Source organism: Simiduia sp., from assembly GCF_058345725.1.
In genome coordinates this window covers 1-20,663 of record NZ_JBTUOC010000080.1, presented here as the reverse complement: position 1 = coordinate 20,663, position 20,663 = coordinate 1, and the positions used below count along the sequence as shown (strand labels likewise).

Here is a 20,663-nt window from a genome sequence, read left to right as displayed (position 1 = left end):
GTTACTTGCCCGCCAGCTTGTTTTGAGTGGCAATCATATGCCGGAAGCGGTACAGCTCGCTTAGCCGGTAGCCGCTGTATTGGCCAATCACCAGTATGAAGGCCAACAACACCAGCGACAGCTCGGGGAAGTTAAAGGTCAGGTGTTTGGCAATGCTGTTGGTCATTAGTCCGTAGGCGATGACGGCTACCACCAGGCTGCCGCCGCCCTGCTTGACCACATCGCGCGCGCCTTCTTCTTCCCACAGTGTCGACATGCGCTCGATGGTCCAAGCCAAAATAATGGTGGGGAAAAAGGTTACGCTCATCGCGGAATCTATGCCGAGTTTGTAGCTGGCAATGCTGAAGAAGGCCATTAGGCCTAGCACCACAATGATGACGGCCGATACCCTGGCCACCAGCAGTAGATTGAGATGGCTCAAGTAGTAGCGAATCCACAGGCCCACGCCCACCACCAGAATAAACATGGGCAGGCCGGCCAGCAATCCAGTTTCAATAAAAGCCAAGGCGATGAGAATGGGCATAAAGGTGCCCGAGGTGGGCAGCCCCACAATGATGCGCAAAAACACCACCACCAGGGCGCCAATGGGAATCAGTAGCAGTGTTTTAAATACGCCCTGCTGCTCAACCGGCAGTGAGTAAATACTCATGTCGATCAGTGCGGCTTGGCTGGACAGATCCTGCATCATGGCCACCGTGCGCGCGGGCACTGTGTTGACCACCATGGAAAACTCCACATTGGACTGGGTGCCGCCGATGACGTCCAACAGCGACACACCGCCTCGCTGCCACACCAGGAAATTGTCAGGTAAACCGCGCTCGCCAGTTTCGGGATTGAATTGAATCCACTGGTTATTGCTGTAAATTTCTAACAGCTGTGCGTAGCTGGCGCGCCGGCGGCCATCCTGTAAATAAAGCCCTTTGACGATTTGGAAGTGAATGCCTCGGTAGGCGAGTAGCTTGGCGGCGACGGCCATCACATCGTCGTTATTGAGCGATAGCAAAAAGGACACGTCCTGGGACTTTTCCCGTGCATTTAGGCGGCTGAGCATCAGCTGTGTAAAACTGGCATCGGTGGCAGATACTTGCGATAGGTGCTCGAACATGGCGCGCAGCGATTCGCGTTCGCTGGGGTAGGTGCGGGGCTTGGCCACTTGCCCGCTGGGTGCAGCGGGTTCGTTTAACAATTTATTGTCGTGTACCACCTGCATCTTATAGTGCAAGGTAATGTCATTGCTAGTATTCACATCGCGCCGGCTCCAGCGGGCGAACCGCTGCTCGCGCTCTTCGTTAATTACGAAACCAAAGCCAGAGGAAGAAAAATTTTCATCGATAATGATGCCGTTGCTGTGTTTTTCCGGCAGTGCCAGCGTTACCTCTATGGGATCGCCGGTGGGTACGAAACTGATTTTAGATTGCAGCGTCCAAACATTGCGGGACTCGCCAGGCCACAGTGGAAAGCCCAGCTCCAGATTCTTGTAGAGCGCCCCCGAAAGGCCGATCACTGCGAGCAGTGCGGCGACAACATACAGCTGAATACGTGCTTTCATAGGTGACCTAATTGGGGGTCTTGGGCATTAATCGCGAATGGTAAATGCTTTGGAAACGTCGACGATGGCGTTATCAGTGAGGAAATTGCGACCGACGAGCAGTGCAGTATCGGCGCTATTGTTTTCTACCAGCACAACATCAATTTCTTCTTCTATGTCGGCCAGTTGAATAACCAGCGCCACCACGGGTTGATCGGCTGCGGCACTTTTAAACTTCGTCTTGCGAACCACTGGACGCTCGAGCGTGAGGAGTTCATCTACCCCGTGTGTTTTTAAGTTAAAGCGCACCCAACGCTTACCTTCGCGCTCGAAGGGAATTTGATCGGCAACACTCAAACTGGAAACTTCGGCACCTGTGTCTATGCGCGCTTTGAGCTTAACGTTCGGTGGCGCCAAAGTGACCCATTCTTCACTGCCAATCACCAGCAATTGCTTGCTACCAACGCGCATATTGGCTGGTGCGGGTTGTGTCGGTGCCACAGCTATTTTAGGCGTGGGCGCCGGCGCCACTTCGGGTGCTGGGCAGGCCTTTTCGACTTCGATGACGGTGGGTTCAGGGCAGGCGACAGGCTCTGGCAGCGGGGGGCAGACGTTCGCTGCAACCGTCTCGGGTTCTGCAGGTTCGGACGTTTGAAACAACTGACACCCACTCAATACCAGTGGGAGTAGTACAACCAACTGCCAACGTAACACGGCCACCTCGCTCGGGTGAAAAGAGCAACTGCTCTATTAAAGACGCCGAATTATAAGGGTTGTTGGGGGGACTGCAAGTGACCTGTGATGGCCTTCACAGATTATTGTGACGGTGGCCACGGCTCCAGTGCAGCACCATAAGCCGCTCGCGCAGTTGGTTGGCCAGCGCGGCAATGCTGGCGGTGTCGGGCTGGCTAGCTAGTTGAAGCTTGTGAATTTGCTGCTCTAGTCGGCGCACCTCGTCGACAATTCGGTGTTGGCTGAGCTGATCATCCAGCGATTGGTGGGCGGTAAACAGTGATTGAGCCATGGCGCACTATCCCGATGCGTGAGCATTCCTTTTTCAGACAGCCAGTGTAGCGCGCGCAGCGCTTGCCACTAGTGGCTAAAGGGGGCAATGCGTGTCAGCCAAGGCTGACACGCATTGCAACTCCGCTGACATTGGGCAAAACTGTTATTAAGTAATGAGGAGTGTTTTGCATGAGTGATGGGTTGTTCGACATCGTCTTTCGCGGCGATATTGCGGTGGGGCATACCTTGCCGCAGGTCAAGCAGCGGATGGCCGCGTTGTTCAAGCGGGACTTGGCGCAGATTGAACCGTTGTTTAGTGGCGTGCCAGTGCCTTTGAAGAAATCAGTCGACCCAGAAAGCGCCGAAAAGTACCAGAAAGTTTTGGCACAGGCGGGCGCCTTGGTGGAAATTCGGCCCGCGGGCACTTTAAAAGCGCCGCCGGTGCGCAAGCGCCCGGCCGTAGCGGCCAAGCCCGCGCCGGTCGAGGAGGCCAAGGAAACCGCTGCGCTCTCGCCGGCAAACACAGGCGGCTTGAGCTTGGCACCCGTGGGTGGCTATTTGTTGACCGAACAAGAGCGGCAAGCGCAGGCGCCTGCCGCCGTATCGGTGTCGGCCTTAAGTGCCGATTTGCGTCCGCTTGACGGGCCGCTGGTGGATACTGAGGAAATTGATCGCGCAGCCCCAGTGGCGGTGCCGGATGTGCATTTTGATATCGCCGAGACGGGCGTGGAGTTGATCGAGCCTGAGTACCGCGAGGCGCCCAAGGTGACGGAGGTGGCCGACCTGGCTGTGGATTTGGCGCCACCGGGCAGTGATTTAGGGCAGGTGGCGAAGGCGCCGCCACCGCCGCCACCCGATACCAGTGGTATTCAATTGGCCGACTAGTGTTGGCCCGCCAGCGAGTGCCTACAGCGGTATGTATTCGCTGACATAAAAAAAGGCCTCTAATGCGAGGCCTTTTTTTATGTGTTGCGGCAACCTTAGAAGCGAGGCTTCTCGGGCGCTGCCTCGTAGCGTTTTACCGAGTCCATAATTTCCTGGCGGGCGGCCTCTGGACCTTCCCAGCCTTCAATCTTCACCCACTTGCCGGGTTCCAGATCTTTGTAGTGCTCAAAGAAGTGGGCAATCTGGTTGAGTGTGATTTCTGGCAGATCGCGCACCGACTCAACGCCCTTGTACAGCGGCGTGATCTTGTCGTGGGGCACGGCAACCAGCTTGGCGTCTTCACCGGATTCGTCGGTCATCTTCAGCACGCCAATGGGGCGGCAGCGCACCACTGAACCGGGAATCAGCGCCAGCGGCATGATCACCAGTACGTCGACAGGGTCGCCATCGCCACACAGGGTGTGAGGTACGTATCCGTAGTTGCAGGGGTAGTGCATGGCGGTACCCAGCATGCGATCCACGAAAATGGCACCGGAGTCTTTATCGACTTCATATTTGATGGGGTCGCCGTTGAGCGGGATTTCAATGATGACGTTGATATCGTCAGGCAGGTTTTTGCCCGAGGGCACCAGATGCAGGCTCATAACACTATCCACTAGAGAGCTAAAAATTGGGGCGCAGAGTCTACCACAAGGCGCGGACTGTACAAACGTTGTACAGGGGTTTTCTGCGGTATTTGCCGGCGCGCGGCTTAGGCCCTACTATTGGCGACAGTGGCCGAGTTACCTGAGAGCAATCCGGTGTACCCCGTCAATCGGCCACTTACATTCGGATGTACAGCAGTCGCTGATTGATGGGTTTGAAGTAGCAGTACCAGGTAGGCCCCAACGATAACAATTACGAGGGTTTTCTATGGACATCCTGCTGTTGCCACCCCTGTTTGGGTTGGCTGGATTACTTGTCGCATTCATTATTTACCGCATTATCATTTCCTATCCCGCCGGCGACGGCGCTGTCGCTGAAATAGCCGCCTTGATTCACCGGGGCGCCATGGTTTTCATGCGGCGGGAGTACACCATTCTGGGGGTGTTTCTACTCATTGTGACAGTGCTGCTGGCCTACGGCTTTGGCAGTTGGCGCACGCCCACGGCCTTTGTGGTGGGCGCGCTTTGTTCGGCCATTGCCGGTTACATCGGTATGTACACGGCCACCCGCGCCAATGTGCGCACCACGGTGGCGGCTAAAAATGAAGGTGCGGCTACGGCCTTGAGCGTCGCTTTTTACGGCGGCTCGGTGATGGGCTTGGCAGTGGCGTCCATGGGGCTGTTAGGGCTGGGGGCGTTGTATCTGTTGTTTGGCGGCAATCCCGAGCACGCCGAGGCCATTCACGGTTTTGGTATGGGCGCCTCTACGGTGGCGCTGTTTTCCCGTGTGGGCGGCGGCATTTTTACCAAGAGTGCCGATGTGGGCGCGGATTTGGTGGGCAAGGTGGAGGCAGGTATTCCCGAAGATGATCCGCGCAACCCCGGTGTTATTGCCGATAACGTGGGCGACAATGTGGGCGATGTGGCCGGCATGGGGTCCGATATTTTTGAATCCTACTGCGGCTCGATGATTGCCACCATTGCTATCGCCGCGGCCATGACACTGGCGCAAGTAGATCAATTGGCGGGCAGTCGCGAGGCGCTGATGTTTGCGCCCCTGGCGCTCGCTTCGGTGGGATTACTGTGCTCCATAGCCGGTATTGTTGTCGTGCGCATGAGTTCGGCCAAGGCCCCGGCCATGGCGTTGCGCACCGGTACCATTGGCGCCACGGTGATGTTGATCGCAGCAGCTTACTGGTTGTTGAGCTGGCAGGGCGTGAGCAGTGCGGTTTGGTGGTGCGTAGTGTGCGGCGCCGTGGGTGGCATTTTTATTGGCTTGGTTACCGAGTACTACACCGGCGGCAAGCCCGTGCGAGTCATCGCCGAGGGCGGCGAAACTGGGCCGGCCACGGTCATGATTGCCGGTCTGGCCACCGGCATGGAATCGGTGGTGGTGCCAGTGCTGGTGATTGCCGGCATTATCTATGCGACTGCCGGCATCTTGCCCGACGGCACCGGTGTCTACGGCGTCGGTATGGCGGCAGTGGGTATGCTGGCCACCGTGGGGATTACCATGGCCATCGACGCCTACGGGCCAGTGGCCGATAACGCCGGCGGTATTGCCGAGATGGCCGACATGGGCGAGGAGACCCGTAAAATTACCGACGGTTTAGACGAGGTGGGCAATACCACGGCGGCCATCGGCAAGGGCTTTGCCATCGGTGCTGCGGGTCTAGCAGCGCTGGCGATTATTGCCGCATTTATCGCCACGGTGGAAAAGCACGTGCCCGGCTTTGCCTTGCGCATCGACGACCCGCGGGTGCTCATGGGCATGTTCCTGGGCGGTATTTTCCCGTTTATTGTCTCTGCCATTACTATGCGGGCCGTGGGCGAAGCCGCCTTCGATATGATCAAGGAAATCCGTCGGCAATTTAAAGAGATTCCCGGTCTGATGGAGGGCACGGCTAAACCCGACTCGGATCGTTGCGTGGATATCGCGACCCAAGCGGCGCTTAAGCGCATGATTTTGCCGGGCGTGCTGGCGGTGGCATCGCCGGTTGTTGTCGGATTTGTGCTGGGGCCGCAGGTACTTGGCGGTTTGCTCGGCGGGGCGCTGGTGAGTTGCGTTTTATTGGCGCTCACCATGGCCAACGCCGGCGGCGCCTGGGATAACGCAAAAAAATATGTGGAGAAGGGCAATCTGGGTGGTAAGGGCTCGGATGTTCACAAGGCGGTGGTGGTGGGTGATACCGTGGGTGATCCCTTTAAAGACACTTCTGGCCCGGCCATGAATATTTTAATTAACGTCATGGCCATTGTGAGTCTGGTGATAGCGCCGCTGTTAGGTTAAGGATAAACAGGGGCTAGCCCGGTCATTAGGCCGGGCTTTTTTTTTTGTTAATTTTCGGTGAGCCCGATGCCCAGCAAGTCGAAATTTTGATACAGCTGCTGCAGGGTTTTGTGCAGGGCAAATACCTGCGCCGGTATTTTTTGAACGTCGGGCGCGTGTTTGCGCAGGTTATTGTCGAGCTGGGTACAGGCTTCGTAGACGGCGCGTGCGCCCAAGTTACCCGATACCCCTTTCAGCGAGTGGGTGTGCTGGTGTGCTTTGGCGTATTCCTGCGCCGCCAGCAGTTGTTCTAACTCCGGCATGAAATCGTGATAGCCATTGGCAAAGTCGGCGAGCAAGCGCAGATAGAGTGCTTGATTACCCGTACAATTTATCATGCCTCGCTGCGTGTCTAGACCGGTCAGGCCTGCGGGCCAAATGGGATCTTGGTTGGACTTTTGCGGTGCCCTCTTGGCTTCTTTGTTGGGCTCTTGCTGCCGGTAGCCACTGCGGTTTAGCCAATGGCTGATGGTGGCAATGGCTTTTTCAATATTAATGGGTTTAGTAAGGTAGGCATTCATACCCTTTTTCAGGCAGCGTCGTTCATCTTCTAAGAAGGCGTTGGCAGTCATGGCGATAATCGGCACCGCTTTGCCTTTTTCCAGATTTCGAATGGCCAGGGTGGCGGTTTCGCCATCCATGACCGGCATCTGAATGTCCATTAGAATCAAATCGAAATCGTGTGCCTGCACCATGTCTACCGCCTGTTGGCCATTGTTGGCGACGCTAACGGTAAAGCCGGCGGTTTCAAATATTTCGCGCGCGATTTCCTGGTTGATTTCGTTGTCTTCGGCAATAAGCAGGTGGGCGCCCCTTAGGTGCGACAGTATTCTAAAGGGATTGGTGGCCGGCGGCGAAGCCAAGCGCGGCCGGGTGGTTGAGCGACTGAGCTGCTCGATGGTTTCAAACAGGCTGGAGTGCGAGACGGGTTTAAACAGTAGTCCGTCGGCGCCCGCGTCGCGCGCCACATCGGACGAGCTGGCCTCCTCTCGCTCGTCCAGTATCACCACAATGGGCGGTCGATCCGCGCCAGTGGCGGCCTCTATTTGGGTAATCAGGTCGGCACCGGCCAGGCCGGATAGTTGCCAGCTGAGCAAAATTAGATCGTATTTCTGGCCGTCCAGGTGTACCAGCGCCTGCTCGCCTGAGTGCGCGCACTGCACCCGGTGTTGGAAAGCCTGCAGTGCTTGCACCAGTTGGTCCGCCTGATTGCGATCCGGCTCAACCAAAAGCAAGTGCAAGCCCGCCACGCTATTTGCGGGTAATGGTTGGGCTTGCGGCTGGGTATCGCGCACAAAGTTCAGACAGAAACTGAACCGGCTTCCGGTGCCCTTTGTACTTTCGACCTTGATGTCTCCACCCATCAAGCTGACCAGTTCGCGACAGATGCTCAAGCCCAGGCCGGTGCCGCCGTATTTGCGGGTGACGCTGGCGTCGGCCTGCGAGAACGCCTGGAACAATTGCGCCTGTTGTTGATCCGTTAAGCCAATTCCGGTGTCGGCCACGAAAAATTCCAGCTGCACCTGGGATTCATCGCCGTCTAGATATCTGGCGCCCAGTGTAATGTGACCGCGCTCGGTAAATTTGGTGGCATTGGAGCACAGATTGGTGAGAATTTGGCTGATGCGCAGGGGGTCCCCGTAGAGGTGCGTCGGTACCCTAGGGTCTATATCGAGCAGAAAATCCACGCCCTTTTCCTGGGCCCGGCTAGCGGTTATCTGGCTGATGGCTTCCAGCGAGCTCTCCAAATTAAATGGGATGTGTTCAATTTCCAATTTGCCGGCTTCAATTTTGGAAAAGTCGAGTACATCGTTGATGATGCCCAGCAGCGTGTGCGACGAGTACTCAATGGTTTTTAGGTAGCGGGCCTGTTTGTTATCGAGCGATGTGCGCAGCGCCAGTTGGTTCATGCCGATGATGGCATTGAGTGGCGTGCGGATTTCGTGGCTTATATTTGCCAAGAAATTGGATTTTGCCTGGCTGGCCTCTTCGGCAACGTGCTTGGCTTTTTCCAGTGCAAGTTGTTGCTCCTGGCGGACGGAAATGTCGCGCAGGATAAAGGTGTAGTTCACCAGGCCGTGGGTGGTATTTCGACTGATGGAAATTTCAACGCGAATATTCTTGCCGCTTTTGTGTCGCAAATCTATTTCGCGCGCTGCCTGGGGTGGCTGCAGTTGGTCGAGTTGGGTTAAATCGTCGCGCAGTAGTTGGGCGTTGTCGGGGCTGAAATAGCGGAAAATACTTTCGCCAATGGCCTGCTCTTGCACATAGCCAAGAATTTGTTGGGCGGCGGGGCTAAACAGAGTGATCTTGTACTGGTTGTTGCAGGAAATAATTCCGTCTGCCGCACCTCGGATAATATCGTTGAGGCGCTCTCGCTCCCGATCCAGTTCGCGCGTGCGTTCGGCAACCAAAGAGGTGAGTTGTCGGCGGTGCGCCGCCAATTCCTGTTCAACATTTTTTCGTTCGGTAATGTCCGATAGAAAACCTTCGGTGATAATTTCGCCGTCGGCTTCAAAAATTCTACCTCGCGCCCACAACCATTTGACCGGCGTATGGTTTGCCAGTCGAAATTCCAGCTGGTAGGGCAAGTTGTTGGTCAGTGAGTTTCTGATTTGATCTTTGATGCGCTCGCGATCTTCCGCGTGGAATAAATTTTCGAGCAAAGTTGTTTGCGTGAGCAGTTCACTGCTGCTTTTGCCCAGTAAGCCGATGCTGCCGTGGCTGATATAGGTGAGGCGCCATTCCTTTTGTTGCTGCCGGCAGCGATACACGGCACCGGGCAGATTGGCCATTAGATTGGCCTGAAACCTGTCTCTTTCCGACAATTGTTTTTCTGTTTCTAGACGTTGAGTAATGTCGATTCCGCTGGTGCCAATGGCGTAGATGACGCCGCGGTCATTGCGAATAGGAAACTTAGTAATGATAAACGTGCGCTTGTGCTGCTGCTTGGTCAACGTGGCTTCGTAAGTGAAGGCGGCTTTTTCGCGCAGCAGCACATCGTCTTCCTGATCGATAAACAACTGGTTACGCTGCGACAACAATTCCCTGTGGTGTGGAAACTCGGGGTCAGCGATGTGTTCGGCCGCCCACAACGGCAAAAATTGCGTGGGAAAGTCAAACACTTCGGCTGCTTCGCGATTGGCAAAAATCACTCTGCCATAGAGGTCGCGAATGTAAATGAATGCCGGCGTGTTATCCAGAATGGAGGATTTTTCCCGGTAATATTGTTCGACCTTTTGTTTGCTGCGGTTGCCCGATACGGCGAGAAAGGCGATGAGCCCGAGGCTCAGGCCGGCCACCACGATAAGTGTGGCGACATAGGCGCGGTGGCTGCGCATGGCCTCCCAATAATCAATTTCCACGGCAAAACCCAGGTTCAGCGGCTCATCCCACAGCCAGGCGCCCAACACCTTTACGCCGCGATAGTCGCGATAACCCAGCAAGTTCTGGCCGCGCCCATCGGCAATGGCGGACTGCACCATGTGGGTCAGCGGCAGGTCGGCGGGCTCGATCAGCCCCTTGGGACGCTCCCGTAAATCGCGCAGTGGGTCCAGCAAGGTGACGTTTAGCAGCGCAGTGGGTTTGTTGGTCAGGCCAAGGCTGGGTAGGGTATCGGCAAAACGACTTTCGCTCAGCAGTTTACCTGCGCGGTTGAACACAAAGGTTTCGCCGCTCTCGCCAAAGTACTGTTGCGAAAGCAGGGGCGTGAAATCTTCAAAAATATCCAGCCTGAGCGCGAGCAGCGCGATGATTTCTCCCTGCCTGTCTCGTATAGGTGCCAAACTGAATTGGGTGGGTAGCCCCTTGAGGCGCTGTCCACGGGTGTCGGTTAAGGGCGCCTCTGCGGAAAAGGGCTCGGTGAGCAGTGTTTGGCCGCGCCAGGCGCGCCTGTCTACTGCCGGTTGACCGATCAGGGTCGTGGTTTGGCCAATCAATTCGGGTTGGTCGGCGGCGAGTGTTTTTTTGTCGGGACCAATAATTAAGTAGCCCCGATTTTTTCGGGCACTGAGGTAGGGCCGCAGCAGTTGTTCCAGCGCGGTGCGCAGCGGGCTGTTTGCCAAGTCTTCCGGGTGTTGGGCTTGGTGCAGCAGCTGCTGGGTAATCGCGACGAGTTGCGCGTGCGCCGCCCATTGGTTCACTCGCTTGAGTTCGGCGGCGTGCCAGCGGTGTACCCCGCGATTGGCCTGCTCGAGCTTCTCGTTTAATTGATTGCTGAGTTGCTGCAGGTGCGCGTTGCGCATGAAGTAGTAACCGGCCAAGGCCGTTGCCGCCACCAGTAGGGCAACAATGACTGCGACGGCGGTACGTTGACGGGCCTGCATTGACAGCCTTATGACTTACGTTATTTGGCCCTAGTCTAGAGCCTTAGCCTAGAGATTAGTAGTCTGCGGGGCACGCTTCCGGGCTGTAACAAGGGGGGCTGAGCAAACTCTAATTGGAGGTAGCGACGGTCGCGGCCCGGTTGGAGCGGCGTCTGCGATGGTCGCGTTTACAGGTGAATCGAATGGCATTAACAATGCGTAGCTTGACACTGGCAGTTGTCGCTTGGGCGCTGCTGATCCCTGCAGCAGTGGGCGAATCCCGCACGGCGATATTTGCCGGCGGTTGTTTTTGGTGCATGGAAAAACCCTTCGACGAGCTACCGGGGGTGGCGTCCACCACGGCGGGCTATATCGGCGGCGCCCTGGAGAATCCCAGCTATCGACAGGTGGTGGCGGGCAAAACGGGACACGCGGAAGCGGTGCAGGTGGTGTACGACGACAATCAGGTAACTTATGAACAGTTGTTAGCCGTGTTCTGGCGCAACATAGACCCGCTCGACGGCGGTGGGCAATTTTGCGATAGAGGTAGCCAGTACCGCTCGGCCATTTTCTATCAAAACGCGGCGGAACAGGCGCTGGCCGAAGCTAGCCGCGACGCAATAGCCGCGAGTTTGGGGCAGCCCGTGGCCACAAAGCTGGAAGCGGCGAGCACTTTTTATCCCGCCGAGGCCTACCATCAGGATTACTACCAGCGCAATCCGTTGCGCTATCGCTACTACCGTCACGGTTGCGGCCGCGATAAGCGGCTGGCGGAGGTGTGGGGCGCAGCGGCGCACTAGCGGCGCCGCCCGCGCGCCTTACACGTTAAAGTCGGTGGTCAGCTTTTTAGGCACCATGACTTTTTTCAGTCGCGCATAGACAGGCAACCCTTGCTTGAACGGCGGATAGTCTTCGCCCTGAATCAGCGGCGACAGGTAGTCGCGCGCCTTCTCGGTAATGCCAAACCCGTCTTTGCTTATAAAGTCGCGCGGCATTTTGCGCTCCACATTGGCCACCTGATCGAGGGGTGCTTCGCCGATGCTCCAGCTGTAGCGCTTGCCTGCGCCGCGCACGATGGCGGCCATGACGCCACTTTTCCCGGCCACCGCCATTTCCACGGCGGCTTTGCCCACGGCGTAGGCTTGCTCGACGTCGGTGGCCGAGGCGATGTGGCGGGCGGCGCGCTGCAGGTAGTCGGCCAGTGCCCAGTGGTATTTTAAACCCAGCTCCTGGCGCACCATGGTGGCCAGTGTGGGAGCGACGCCGCCGAGTTGCTTGTGGCCAAAGGCATCAACTGTGCCGGAGTCGGCTAAAAAGCTGCCGTCGGCATATTGTGCGCCTTCAGAGGCCACAATGGCGCAGTAGCCATATTTTTTAACGCAGGCGTCTACACGTTTCAAAAATGCCGCCTTATCGAAGGCAATTTCGGGAAACAGGATGATGTGGGGCGCATCGCCCTCCTGCTGTGCGGCCAAGCCACCCGCGGCGGCAATCCAGCCCGCATGGCGACCCATCACTTCCAGAATAAATACCTTGGTGGACGACTCGCACATGGAGGCCACGTCCAGGCCGGCTTCTTTAATGGACACCGCCACATATTTGGCCACCGAGCCAAAGCCGGGGCAGTTGTCGGTCAGCGGCAGGTCGTTGTCCACGGTTTTAGGAATGTGGATGGCCTGGATGGGGTAGCCCAGCGTCTGCGATAACTGGCTGACTTTCAGGCAGGTATCGGCGCTGTCGCCGCCGCCGTTGTAGAAAAAGTAGCCGATGTTGTGGGCCTTGAAAACTTCGATCAAACGCTCGTACTCGGCGCGATTCTGCTCCAGGCTTTTCAACTTGTAGCGGCACGAACCAAAGGCGCCCGAGGGCGTGTGGCGCAGGGCCTCGATGGTGCTGGGGGTTTCTTTGCTGGTGTCGATCAGCTCTTCGCGCAGTGCGCCGATAATACCGTTGTGGCCGGCATATACCTTGCCGATGGTATCTTTGTGTTGGCGTGCCGTTTGGATAACACCGCAGGCGCTGGCGTTAATGACTGCCGTTACTCCGCCAGATTGTGCGTAAAAGGCGTTTTTCTTAGCCATGAAGTGGGTTCTCGTCTCGTCTCGGGTGTGTGATGGATCGTCTGCGCGATCTGATGCGATCTGTGCCGCTTTAAGGGTGCGCATGATACGCAAGTTGACCGGTGAATGCAGTGAAAATTGGTGCCTCACACCGGTGAATCTGCGCCTTGGCAGCGCTCTACCGCATAGGTTAGTTCAAACTGGCGTGTTAAGCTGCGGCAAAAATCCTACGAGAGTCTTACCCGATAATGCACGTTCATATTCTGGGCATATGCGGCACCTTCATGGGGTCGCTGGCACAACTGGCTAAAGCCCTGGGGCATCAGGTTAGCGGCTGCGACGCAAATGTTTACCCGCCTATGAGCGACCAACTCACACAGGCGGGCATACAGCTCACCGAGGGCTTCGATCCCGCGCAGCTGAAGCCAGCGCCCGATTTGGTCGTGGTGGGCAATGCCATGAGCCGCGGCAACCCAGTGGTGGAAGCGCTGCTGGAGTCCACCATCCCATTTACCTCCGGCCCGCAATTTCTGCGCGATCATTTACTAGACGAGCGCTGGGTGCTGGCGGTGGCTGGCACGCACGGCAAGACCAGCACCAGTGCAATGCTCGCCTGGTTGTTGGAGTATGCGGGCATGGCCCCCGGTTTTTTAATTGGCGGGGTGCCGAGCAATTTTGGCGTGTCGGCACGCCTGGGCGACAGCCCCTTCTTTGTGGTGGAGGCCGATGAATACGATAGTGCGTTTTTTGATAAGCGCTCCAAGTTTGTTCACTACCGCGCGCGCACCTGTATTTTGAACAACCTGGAATTTGATCACGCGGATATTTTTCCCGATCTGGCCGCCATCGAGCGACAGTTCCACCACCTGGTGCGAACCCTGCCCGGCCACGGCCGGGTGATCTATCCCGCTGGAGATGCCAACCTGGCGCGGGTGTTGGCGCAGGGCTGCTGGAGCGAGCAGCAGCCGTTGGGTAGTACCGATGTCGCCGCCGAGTGGCAGTACGATTTAATTGATCCGGCAGGCACGCATTTTACGGTGCTGCACGGGGGCGTGGCGGTGGGCGAGGTTCGCTGGTGTCACACGGGCTTACACAATGTGCTCAACGGTCTGGCCGCCATCGCCGGCGCCCACCACGTGGGCGTTGCGCCCACAACGGCGGTGGCGGGGCTGTGTGAATTTGCCGGTGTTAAACGGCGCATGGAATTGCTGGGCGAGGTGGCCGGTCGCAAGGTCTACGACGATTTTGCCCACCACCCCACGGCCATTAAAACTACCCTAGCGGGGCTGCGCGCCAAGGTGGGCGACGCGCCCATACTGGCGGTGATCGAGCCGCGCTCCAACACTATGCGCGCCGGTGTGCACAAGCAGGCACTCAACGGCGCCTGTGTGGATGCCAGCGCCGTTTTCTGGTTTCAGCCGGCCGGTGTAAGCTGGTCGCTGGCCGATGTGGTCGAGCAGGCGAGTGTGCCCTCGGAACTGGCGGCCGATCACGCTGCGCTAGTCGCTCGCTTGGTGGCAGCCAGCAGCGCCGGCAGCCACATTGTCATTATGAGCAATGGTGGTTTTGGCGGACTACATCAAAAATTGTTACGGGCCTTGGCGGAGGTTGAATGAGGGTGCGAATCGGCGGCCACACGGATAGAGGCGGGCGCGATCACAACGAAGATGCAGTGGACTGGCTGCACGATGCGCAGAGCCAGTGGGCCCTGGGCTTGGTGGCCGACGGTATGGGCGGCTACAGCGGCGGTGAGGTGGCGAGCACCCTGGCGTTGGAGGTGGTGCTCTACCGCTTGCAGGATTGGTTGCCGTCGGCGGCCACGGCCACTGGCGAGCAGGTGTTGTCGCGCTTGTTACAGGCGGCCCGGGCGGCCAACAACCGCATCCTCAGTGAACAGCGCAAGCAGCCGCCGCTGGCGCGCATGGGCACCACGCTGTTGTGCGGCTTCTGTTGGCAGGACCAGCTGGCACTGTTGCACGCGGGCGACTCGCGCTGTTACCGCTGGCGCGGCGGCGAGTTGGCGCGCTTGACGCGCGATCACACCTATGTGGAAGCGCTGCGCGAGCAGGGTGAACTGGAGGACTCGCAGCTGGCCAGTCATCCCAATAAGCACCTGTTGACGCGCGCCCTGGGTGCCCAGGACGAGTTTGATTTTTCGGTGGCGCTGCACAAGGTGAGCGCTGGCGATTGTTTTATTCTGTGCAGCGATGGTGTGTCTAACGCATTGGCACCGGCCGATTGGCGGCGCTGTTTGGCTCAGCCCCTAGAGCCCTCAGTGCTGGCGCGCCAGTTACTGGATGCAGCCAAACAGTGTGGCGCAGACGACAATGTCTCGGCGGTGGTGTTGCGCGCCGACTGAGTCGACAAGGCCGGCGTGATGTGTAAATTTAGCTGACAGTATTGCGGGGTTCGCCCGCGAAGTAGGCCCGCACATTGGCGGCCAATATCGCCACCAGATTTTGTCTGGCTTCTCGGCTGGCCCAGGCGGTGTGCGGGGTAATCATTAAATTGGGAATGTCGGGTGCCAGCAGTGGGTGGTCGACCGGTGGTGGCTCCTGACTTAACACATCTAAGCCGGCGCCTGCCAAGCGCCGCGCGCGCAGGGCCTCGACCAGGGCGCGCTCGTCGATCAGCCCGCCGCGTGCGCAGTTAATTAACAGGGCACTCGGCTTCATGCGCGCCAGCCGCTCAGCGTTGATCAGCTGGTAATTGTCGTCGGTCAGCGGGCAGTGCAGGGTCAACACATCGGCCTCCGCCAACACCCTGTCGAAGGCGTGGCGCCCCTTGGGGATATCGCGCGTACCGGGTCTGGCGCTCACCAATATGCGCATGCCCAGTGCCTCGCCCAGGGCGGCAACTCGTTGCCCCAAAACCCCGTAGCCGACAATGCCCAGATTTTTGCCGGCCAGCTCCACCACTGGGTAGTCCAGCAGACAGAAAAACGGACTCTTGCTCCAGCTGCCGTCCACCGCGCTGCGGCTGTAGGCCGGCGCCTGCGTCGCGAGACTTAACATCAGCATCAAAACGTGTTGCGCCACTGAATTGGGCCCGTAATTCACGGCATTGCAGACGGTTATGCCGAGCCTGGCGGCGGCGTTCAAATCGATATTATTGGTGCCCGTGGCGGCCACGCAAATTAAGCGCAACTGGGGGTGGGCGGCCAGGGTGCTGGCGTCGAGCACGACCTTATTGGTAATTACCACCTCTGCCCCGGCCAGGTGCGCGTGCAATTGTTCTGGGGTGGTGCTCGGGTAGTGGCGCCATTGATGCAGGCTCGCCGTCAGCGCACTCAAGTCCAGGTCGGCGGGCCCGAGGCTGTCGACATCCAAGATGACGCCCGTGGCGCGGGCTGCGACTGCAGAAGGTTTATCGCTCACGGCTTAGAGCCATTGCATGATGGTGGCCAGGTAAATCCCGGCGGCCAGCACCAGTCCGGCCACAATCACCATGGCCACCAGCGGGCCGTGGTTGGCGCGCGTCGGCTCCTCGCGATTGCCGGGCGATGTGGGTTTGGTTTTCCAGTGTTTGGGGTCGGCGCTGGCCGATTTGCGCTCTTTGCTGATGGCGCTTTCGGTCAGTGTTTGGCGCAGCCGCGTGCTGCCGGTGGTCATTCCCGGGCCCACTACGCGAAAGCTGTAGACATCGAAGCGCAGCCGATCACCCGGTACCAGGCGCACGGGCTGGTGGGCAGGAATTCGACTTTCGTTGACAAAACTGCCGTTGGCCGAGCCTAAGTCTTTGATTTTCAGCTGGTTCTCATGCAGTTCAAATTCGGCGTGCTGGCGCGATAAGTGGGTGCCAGGAATGACAATTTCACACTGGGCCCCGCGTCCGATGGCCGATACGCCTGGCGCAATGACAAACTCCTGACCGGCCAACCAGCTACTGTCGCTCACCAGGCACCAACGCTTGGCCAGGTGGCTGTTGTCGGCCGGCGAGAGGGCGTCGTCAGGGCCCAGCACCACCAGTTCGGCCTCGCCCAGGCGCAGGGTGTCGCCGGGAAATAACTCGCGCTCGGTGACTCGCTGCCCGTTCACAAAGCTGCCGGATTGGCTGCGATTGTCGCGCAGGATCAGGTGGTTGTTCTGGGTGATCAGGCGGGCGTGATGGGGCTCGGCGCCCTTGGCAACCAGCGTGCAATCTGCGGCACTGCCGAGTACCACGTTTTTCTCGGCTATCCAATGGGATTCGCCTGACTGACCTTTCAACTGAATTTTATACATGCCGTCTATCAAGCTTGTGCCGATGAATCATCCCTGAGCCCGATTCCCGAGCGGGGGATTATAACTGAAATTTCTGAGTGCGCTGAATGCTTAACCTCAAGCGCTAAGTTCGCGCTGCAGAGCAGGGGCCGCAGGTCTGGTACGCGTGTTCTTCCCGTGGGCGCTGCGTGGTTTTAATGGCGCCCAAGGCTTGAATTCTCAGGCTGCGCCGCCATATGGTGTTGCACGCTCAAGTGTTAGGAATCTTCGGTCAATAGATTTAAACGGTAGTTTAATTTCAGCGACTACTCCACCATAATGCCTTCTTCAAGGACGGCCACCACCTTCAGATACCTCATGGCTCAGTTTTTATACCGCGTGTATCGCGGCTTAGTGATCTTGCGCCCGCGCGCGGCGCTCACCTTGGTGTTGCTTGTTTTAGCGGCCCTCGGCACCGGCTTGCCCAATTTTAAGCTGGATGCCTCGGCGGATTCACTGACTCTCGAGCAGGACGCGGCGGTGGATTATTTCCGCGAGATTGCCAAGCGCTACCAGTCGGGTGACTTTCTGGTGGTCACCTACCGTCCCAATGCCCCTCTGATGTCGGACGCGAGCCTTGCCACCCTGGCCGAGTTACAGGCCGAGTTGACCCAGGTGCAAGGCGTTGTGGGCATCAATAGCATCCTCAACGTACCGCTCCTGTACAGCCCCGTGGTGGGCATGGGCGACCTCACCGACCTTCCGACGCTCAGCGACGCGGGCATAGACCGCCAGCTGGCGCGCCAGGAGTTTTTAGAGAGCCCGGTGTACCGCGACATGTTATTGGGTCCCGACGGTCAGACGACAGCCTTGCTGTTGAATTTAGCGGTGGATGAAACCTATATCAGCCTGGTTCGCGAGCGCGACAACCTGCGCGCCGCGGCCAAAAAAGGTCTGTTGAACGCGGAGCAACAGGCGCAGTTGTCGGCGGTTAGTGCCGAATTTCTCGCCTACCGCACTGCGGAAGCCGAGCGTGCAACGGCGCGCGTCGCGCGCGTGCGCGACATAGTGGCGAGCTATAAAGACCGCGCCCAAATTTATTTAGGCGGGGTGACCATGATTACCGCCGACATGATTGCCTTCATTAAAAGCGATCTGGTGGTATTCGGCTCGGCAATTTTGGCGTTTATTGTCGTGCTAATGGTCGTCATCTTCCGCAACTGGGTATTTGTGGTATTGCCGCTGATGACCAGCGTGGGCGCTGTGTTAGCGATGCTCGGCTGGCTGAGCTGGATCGATTGGCGCCTGACGGTGATCTCTTCCAATTTTGTGGCGCTGTTGATGATCATCGGATTGGCTATCACCATTCACCTAGTGGTGCGCTACCGCGAGCTGGTGGCCCATCAACCCGACTGGGATCAGCAGCGGCTGGTGGAGACCACCGTAAAACTCATGATCAAGCCGATTGTTTACACGGTGATGACCACAATGGTGGCCTTTGCCTCGCTGGTCATTAGCAACATTCGGCCAGTCATGGATTTTGGCTGGATGATGGTGATCGGCCTGGGTGTGGCCACCTCCCTGGCGTTTATTATCATTCCCGCGGGTCTGATGTGGGCCGGCCGCGAGCGCTTGGCAGCAGCGGCCAAGGCCGACGACAACCCCGCCTTTACGCTAATCTTTGCGCGACTAACCGAGCGCTTTGGCGGCTGGGTACTGGTGGCCGCGCTATTGTTGGCGGTGGTCAGTGGCCTGGGTATCAGTCAGCTCAAGGTGGAAAACCGGTTTATCGATTACTTCCGGCCCAGCACCGAGATCTACCAGGGTATGACGGTGATCGATCAGCACCTGGGTGGCACGGCCACGCTCGATATTCTGTTGGACGGTTTGCCGCCGGCGCTAGAAGTAAACAAGGCCGCCGACGACCCCTTTAACGAAGTTGACGCCTTCGATACCCAGGACCCCTTCGATGCGCCCGAACCGGTTATGGAGGCCGACCCCTTTGCCGAGGTGGACCCCTTTTCCGAACATAACCCCCAGACGGCGCCGCGCGAAAGCTATTGGTTTACCGGTGCAGGACTGGCTCAAATTGAACGCTTGCACGACTATTTAGATACCCTGCCCGAGGTCGGCAAGGTGCAGTCGCTCGCCACCGCCTATAAAGTGGCCCGCGACATTAACGGCGGTCCGCTGAACGACTTCGAGCTGGCGGTGGTGCGACAATCGCTGCCAGAGTCGGTACAGCGGCTATTAGTGGCGCCCTATTTGTCGGCCGAGCACAACCAGGCGCGCATTACCTTGCGTGTGAAAGAATCGGACCCCAATTTGCGAAGGGCTGAATTGATTGCCAAAATTCGGGCCTACGCGCTGAGCCCGGAAATGGGTCTGACGCCAGCGCAGGTGAATTTCTCAGGCGTGCTGGTGCTGTACAACAACATGTTGCAAAGCCTGTTTCACTCGCAAATCGTAACGCTGGGCGCGGTGTTTCTCGGTATCGCCCTGATGATGAGTCTATTGTTCCGCAGCCTGTTGCTGGCGTTGATTGGTATTTTGCCCAATTTGTTGGCGGCCTCCGTGGTGCTGGGCGTGATGGGCTTGGCGGGCATTCCGCTGGACATGATGACCATCACCATCGCCGCCATCGTGGTGGGCATAGGGGTGGACAATACCATTCACTATATTCATCGCTTTCGGGCGGAGTTTACCGCCGTGGGTCGCTACCTGCCGGCCATGCACCGAGCCCATGGCTCCATTGGTCGGGCGTTGTTTTACACCTCGGTCATTATTATTCAGGGCTTTTCTATCTTGGCGCTGTCTAACTTTATTCCGTCTGTGTATTTTGGTTTGCTCACGGCACTGGCGATGCTGGCGGCGATATTGGCGGCCTTAACGCTGCTACCCAAACTGATTCTCTTGCTCAAACCCTTTGGCGCAGAGTCCGCGGCGCCCGTCGCAGCCGATGGCAACTGAGTGGCCTCTGTTCCCGCTGCGGCTTATGCCGCTGCCCGGCACTCGCCTGCCGCTGCGGATATTTGAACCCCGCTATGTGGACATGTTGCGCCGGCAACTGCGGGCCGGCCGGGGCTTTGTCATTACCCAGATCTACGAAGGCGCGGACACGGGCCCGGCCAGCTTTTTCCCGCTCGGGGTCGAAGTGTCTATTGTCGATTGGGATGCGCTGCCCGATGGACTGCTCGGCATTACGGTGGAAGGTCAGCGAGTGCAGCGAGTTCTAGCGCACAACACTCAACCCGACGGCCTGATAATGGGGCAGTGCGAAGTCTGCAACGCCGTTGATGTGGGTCCCGACGGGTCCGAGCCGCTGGCGGACTGGGACGGCCTGGCTGAGGTTTTGGCCCAATTGAAAAGCCACCCCAGTGTCAGCGCCCTGGCGCTGCCCGAAGTCACCGATAGCTGCGCCCTGGGTTGGCAGTTGTTACAGCTGTTGCCGCTGCCCACCAGCCAGCGGCAACAGGCCTTGCCCCTGGCGCCCCGGGCTCGCGCGTGGCCCAATCCCTCCCGGGGCCCATTGTTCGTGGAGCTGAGCCTTTCCAGGGCCGGGCGCGTGGACATAACCCTCTCTGATCCCACAGGACGAAAGGTCTTTGAGCTTCGGCCGAAGCTCAGCCGGGGAACCCACAGGATAATCATAAGCCCAAAACTGTCCCCGGGCACCTACATGCTCCATGCGAGGGGCCAGGGCCTGAGTTTCGCGGAAAAAATCATC

Annotated in this window: 15 protein-coding genes; 7 read left to right on the top strand and 8 right to left on the bottom strand. The window is 58.2% G+C overall.

The annotated features are described in order from the left end of the window. Nucleotide 1: 1 nt before the first annotated feature. The 3 genes from ACW8F6_RS16285 to ACW8F6_RS16275 form a co-directional block, all read right to left on the bottom strand. Nucleotides 2-1,549: an inactive transglutaminase family protein gene (locus ACW8F6_RS16285; RefSeq protein WP_491576939.1), complete on the bottom strand. Its 1,548-nt coding sequence runs from the start codon at nt 1,547-1,549 to the stop codon at nt 2-4. A gap of 27 nt (nt 1,550-1,576) precedes the next feature. Further along, nucleotides 1,577-2,242: an ATP-dependent zinc protease family protein gene (locus ACW8F6_RS16280; RefSeq protein ID WP_491576938.1), complete on the bottom strand. Its 666-nt coding sequence runs from the start codon at nt 2,240-2,242 to the stop codon at nt 1,577-1,579. A gap of 94 nt (nt 2,243-2,336) precedes the next feature. After that, nucleotides 2,337-2,552 carry a hypothetical protein gene (locus tag ACW8F6_RS16275; protein ID WP_491576937.1) on the bottom strand — a complete coding sequence of 72 codons (216 nt, stop codon included), beginning with the start codon at nt 2,550-2,552 and terminating at the stop codon, nt 2,337-2,339. Nucleotides 2,553-2,722: 170 nt separating this feature from the next. On the opposite strand from ACW8F6_RS16275, the gene ACW8F6_RS16270 reads away from it, so the two are divergent. Continuing rightward, nucleotides 2,723-3,418, top strand: coding sequence for a hypothetical protein (locus tag ACW8F6_RS16270; RefSeq protein ID WP_491576936.1), 696 nt, complete (start codon nt 2,723-2,725; stop codon nt 3,416-3,418). A gap of 95 nt (nt 3,419-3,513) precedes the next feature. On the opposite strand, the gene ppa is transcribed toward ACW8F6_RS16270, so the two are convergent. Further along, nucleotides 3,514-4,062: an inorganic diphosphatase gene (gene ppa / locus ACW8F6_RS16265; protein ID WP_491576935.1), complete on the bottom strand. Its 549-nt coding sequence runs from the start codon at nt 4,060-4,062 to the stop codon at nt 3,514-3,516. A gap of 268 nt (nt 4,063-4,330) precedes the next feature. Between ppa and ACW8F6_RS16260 the strand changes: the two genes are divergently transcribed. Then, entirely contained in the window at nt 4,331-6,352 is a 2,022-nt protein-coding gene (locus ACW8F6_RS16260; RefSeq protein ID WP_491576934.1) for a sodium-translocating pyrophosphatase, read from the top strand. Nucleotides 6,353-6,399: 47 nt separating this feature from the next. On the opposite strand, the gene ACW8F6_RS16255 is transcribed toward ACW8F6_RS16260, so the two are convergent. Then, on the bottom strand, nt 6,400-10,716 hold the full coding sequence (locus ACW8F6_RS16255; protein WP_491576933.1) for a response regulator: 4,317 nt from the start codon (nt 10,714-10,716) through the stop codon (nt 6,400-6,402). A 182-nt stretch (nt 10,717-10,898) separates the two neighbouring features. Here ACW8F6_RS16255 and msrA point away from each other — a divergent pair, with 182 nt between their 5' ends. Further along, nucleotides 10,899-11,495 carry a peptide-methionine (S)-S-oxide reductase MsrA gene (msrA, locus tag ACW8F6_RS16250; protein WP_491576932.1) on the top strand — a complete coding sequence of 199 codons (597 nt, stop codon included), beginning with the start codon at nt 10,899-10,901 and terminating at the stop codon, nt 11,493-11,495. Nucleotides 11,496-11,513: 18 nt separating this feature from the next. Here msrA and ACW8F6_RS16245 read toward each other — a convergent pair whose 3' ends face one another. Beyond that, nucleotides 11,514-12,776 carry a 6-phosphofructokinase gene (locus ACW8F6_RS16245; RefSeq protein WP_491576931.1) on the bottom strand — a complete coding sequence of 421 codons (1,263 nt, stop codon included), beginning with the start codon at nt 12,774-12,776 and terminating at the stop codon, nt 11,514-11,516. Between the two features lie 227 nt (nt 12,777-13,003). On the opposite strand from ACW8F6_RS16245, the gene mpl reads away from it, so the two are divergent. Both mpl and ACW8F6_RS16235 read left to right on the top strand, forming a co-directional pair. Continuing rightward, a complete protein-coding gene (gene mpl / locus ACW8F6_RS16240) occupies nt 13,004-14,371 on the top strand; it encodes a UDP-N-acetylmuramate:L-alanyl-gamma-D-glutamyl-meso-diaminopimelate ligase (RefSeq protein ID WP_491576930.1) in 1,368 nt (455 codons plus the stop codon). Next, nucleotides 14,368-15,114, top strand: coding sequence for a PP2C family protein-serine/threonine phosphatase (locus ACW8F6_RS16235; RefSeq protein ID WP_491576929.1), 747 nt, complete (start codon nt 14,368-14,370; stop codon nt 15,112-15,114). The genes mpl and ACW8F6_RS16235 overlap by 4 nt, the downstream gene beginning before the upstream one ends. 28 nt (nt 15,115-15,142) lie before the next feature. On the opposite strand, the gene ACW8F6_RS16230 is transcribed toward ACW8F6_RS16235, so the two are convergent. Both ACW8F6_RS16230 and ACW8F6_RS16225 read right to left on the bottom strand, forming a co-directional pair. Continuing rightward, on the bottom strand, nt 15,143-16,132 hold the full coding sequence (locus tag ACW8F6_RS16230; protein WP_491576928.1) for a D-2-hydroxyacid dehydrogenase: 990 nt from the start codon (nt 16,130-16,132) through the stop codon (nt 15,143-15,145). Nucleotides 16,133-16,135: 3 nt separating this feature from the next. Then, nucleotides 16,136-16,978: an FHA domain-containing protein gene (locus ACW8F6_RS16225; RefSeq protein ID WP_491576927.1), complete on the bottom strand. Its 843-nt coding sequence runs from the start codon at nt 16,976-16,978 to the stop codon at nt 16,136-16,138. A 336-nt stretch (nt 16,979-17,314) separates the two neighbouring features. On the opposite strand from ACW8F6_RS16225, the gene ACW8F6_RS16220 reads away from it, so the two are divergent. Further along, a complete protein-coding gene (locus ACW8F6_RS16220) occupies nt 17,315-19,906 on the top strand; it encodes an efflux RND transporter permease subunit (protein WP_491576926.1) in 2,592 nt (863 codons plus the stop codon). Further along, nucleotides 19,896-20,663: LON peptidase substrate-binding domain-containing protein (locus ACW8F6_RS16215; protein WP_491576925.1), on the top strand; the 768-nt coding region annotated here is incomplete at its 3' end. The genes ACW8F6_RS16220 and ACW8F6_RS16215, both read left to right, overlap by 11 nt.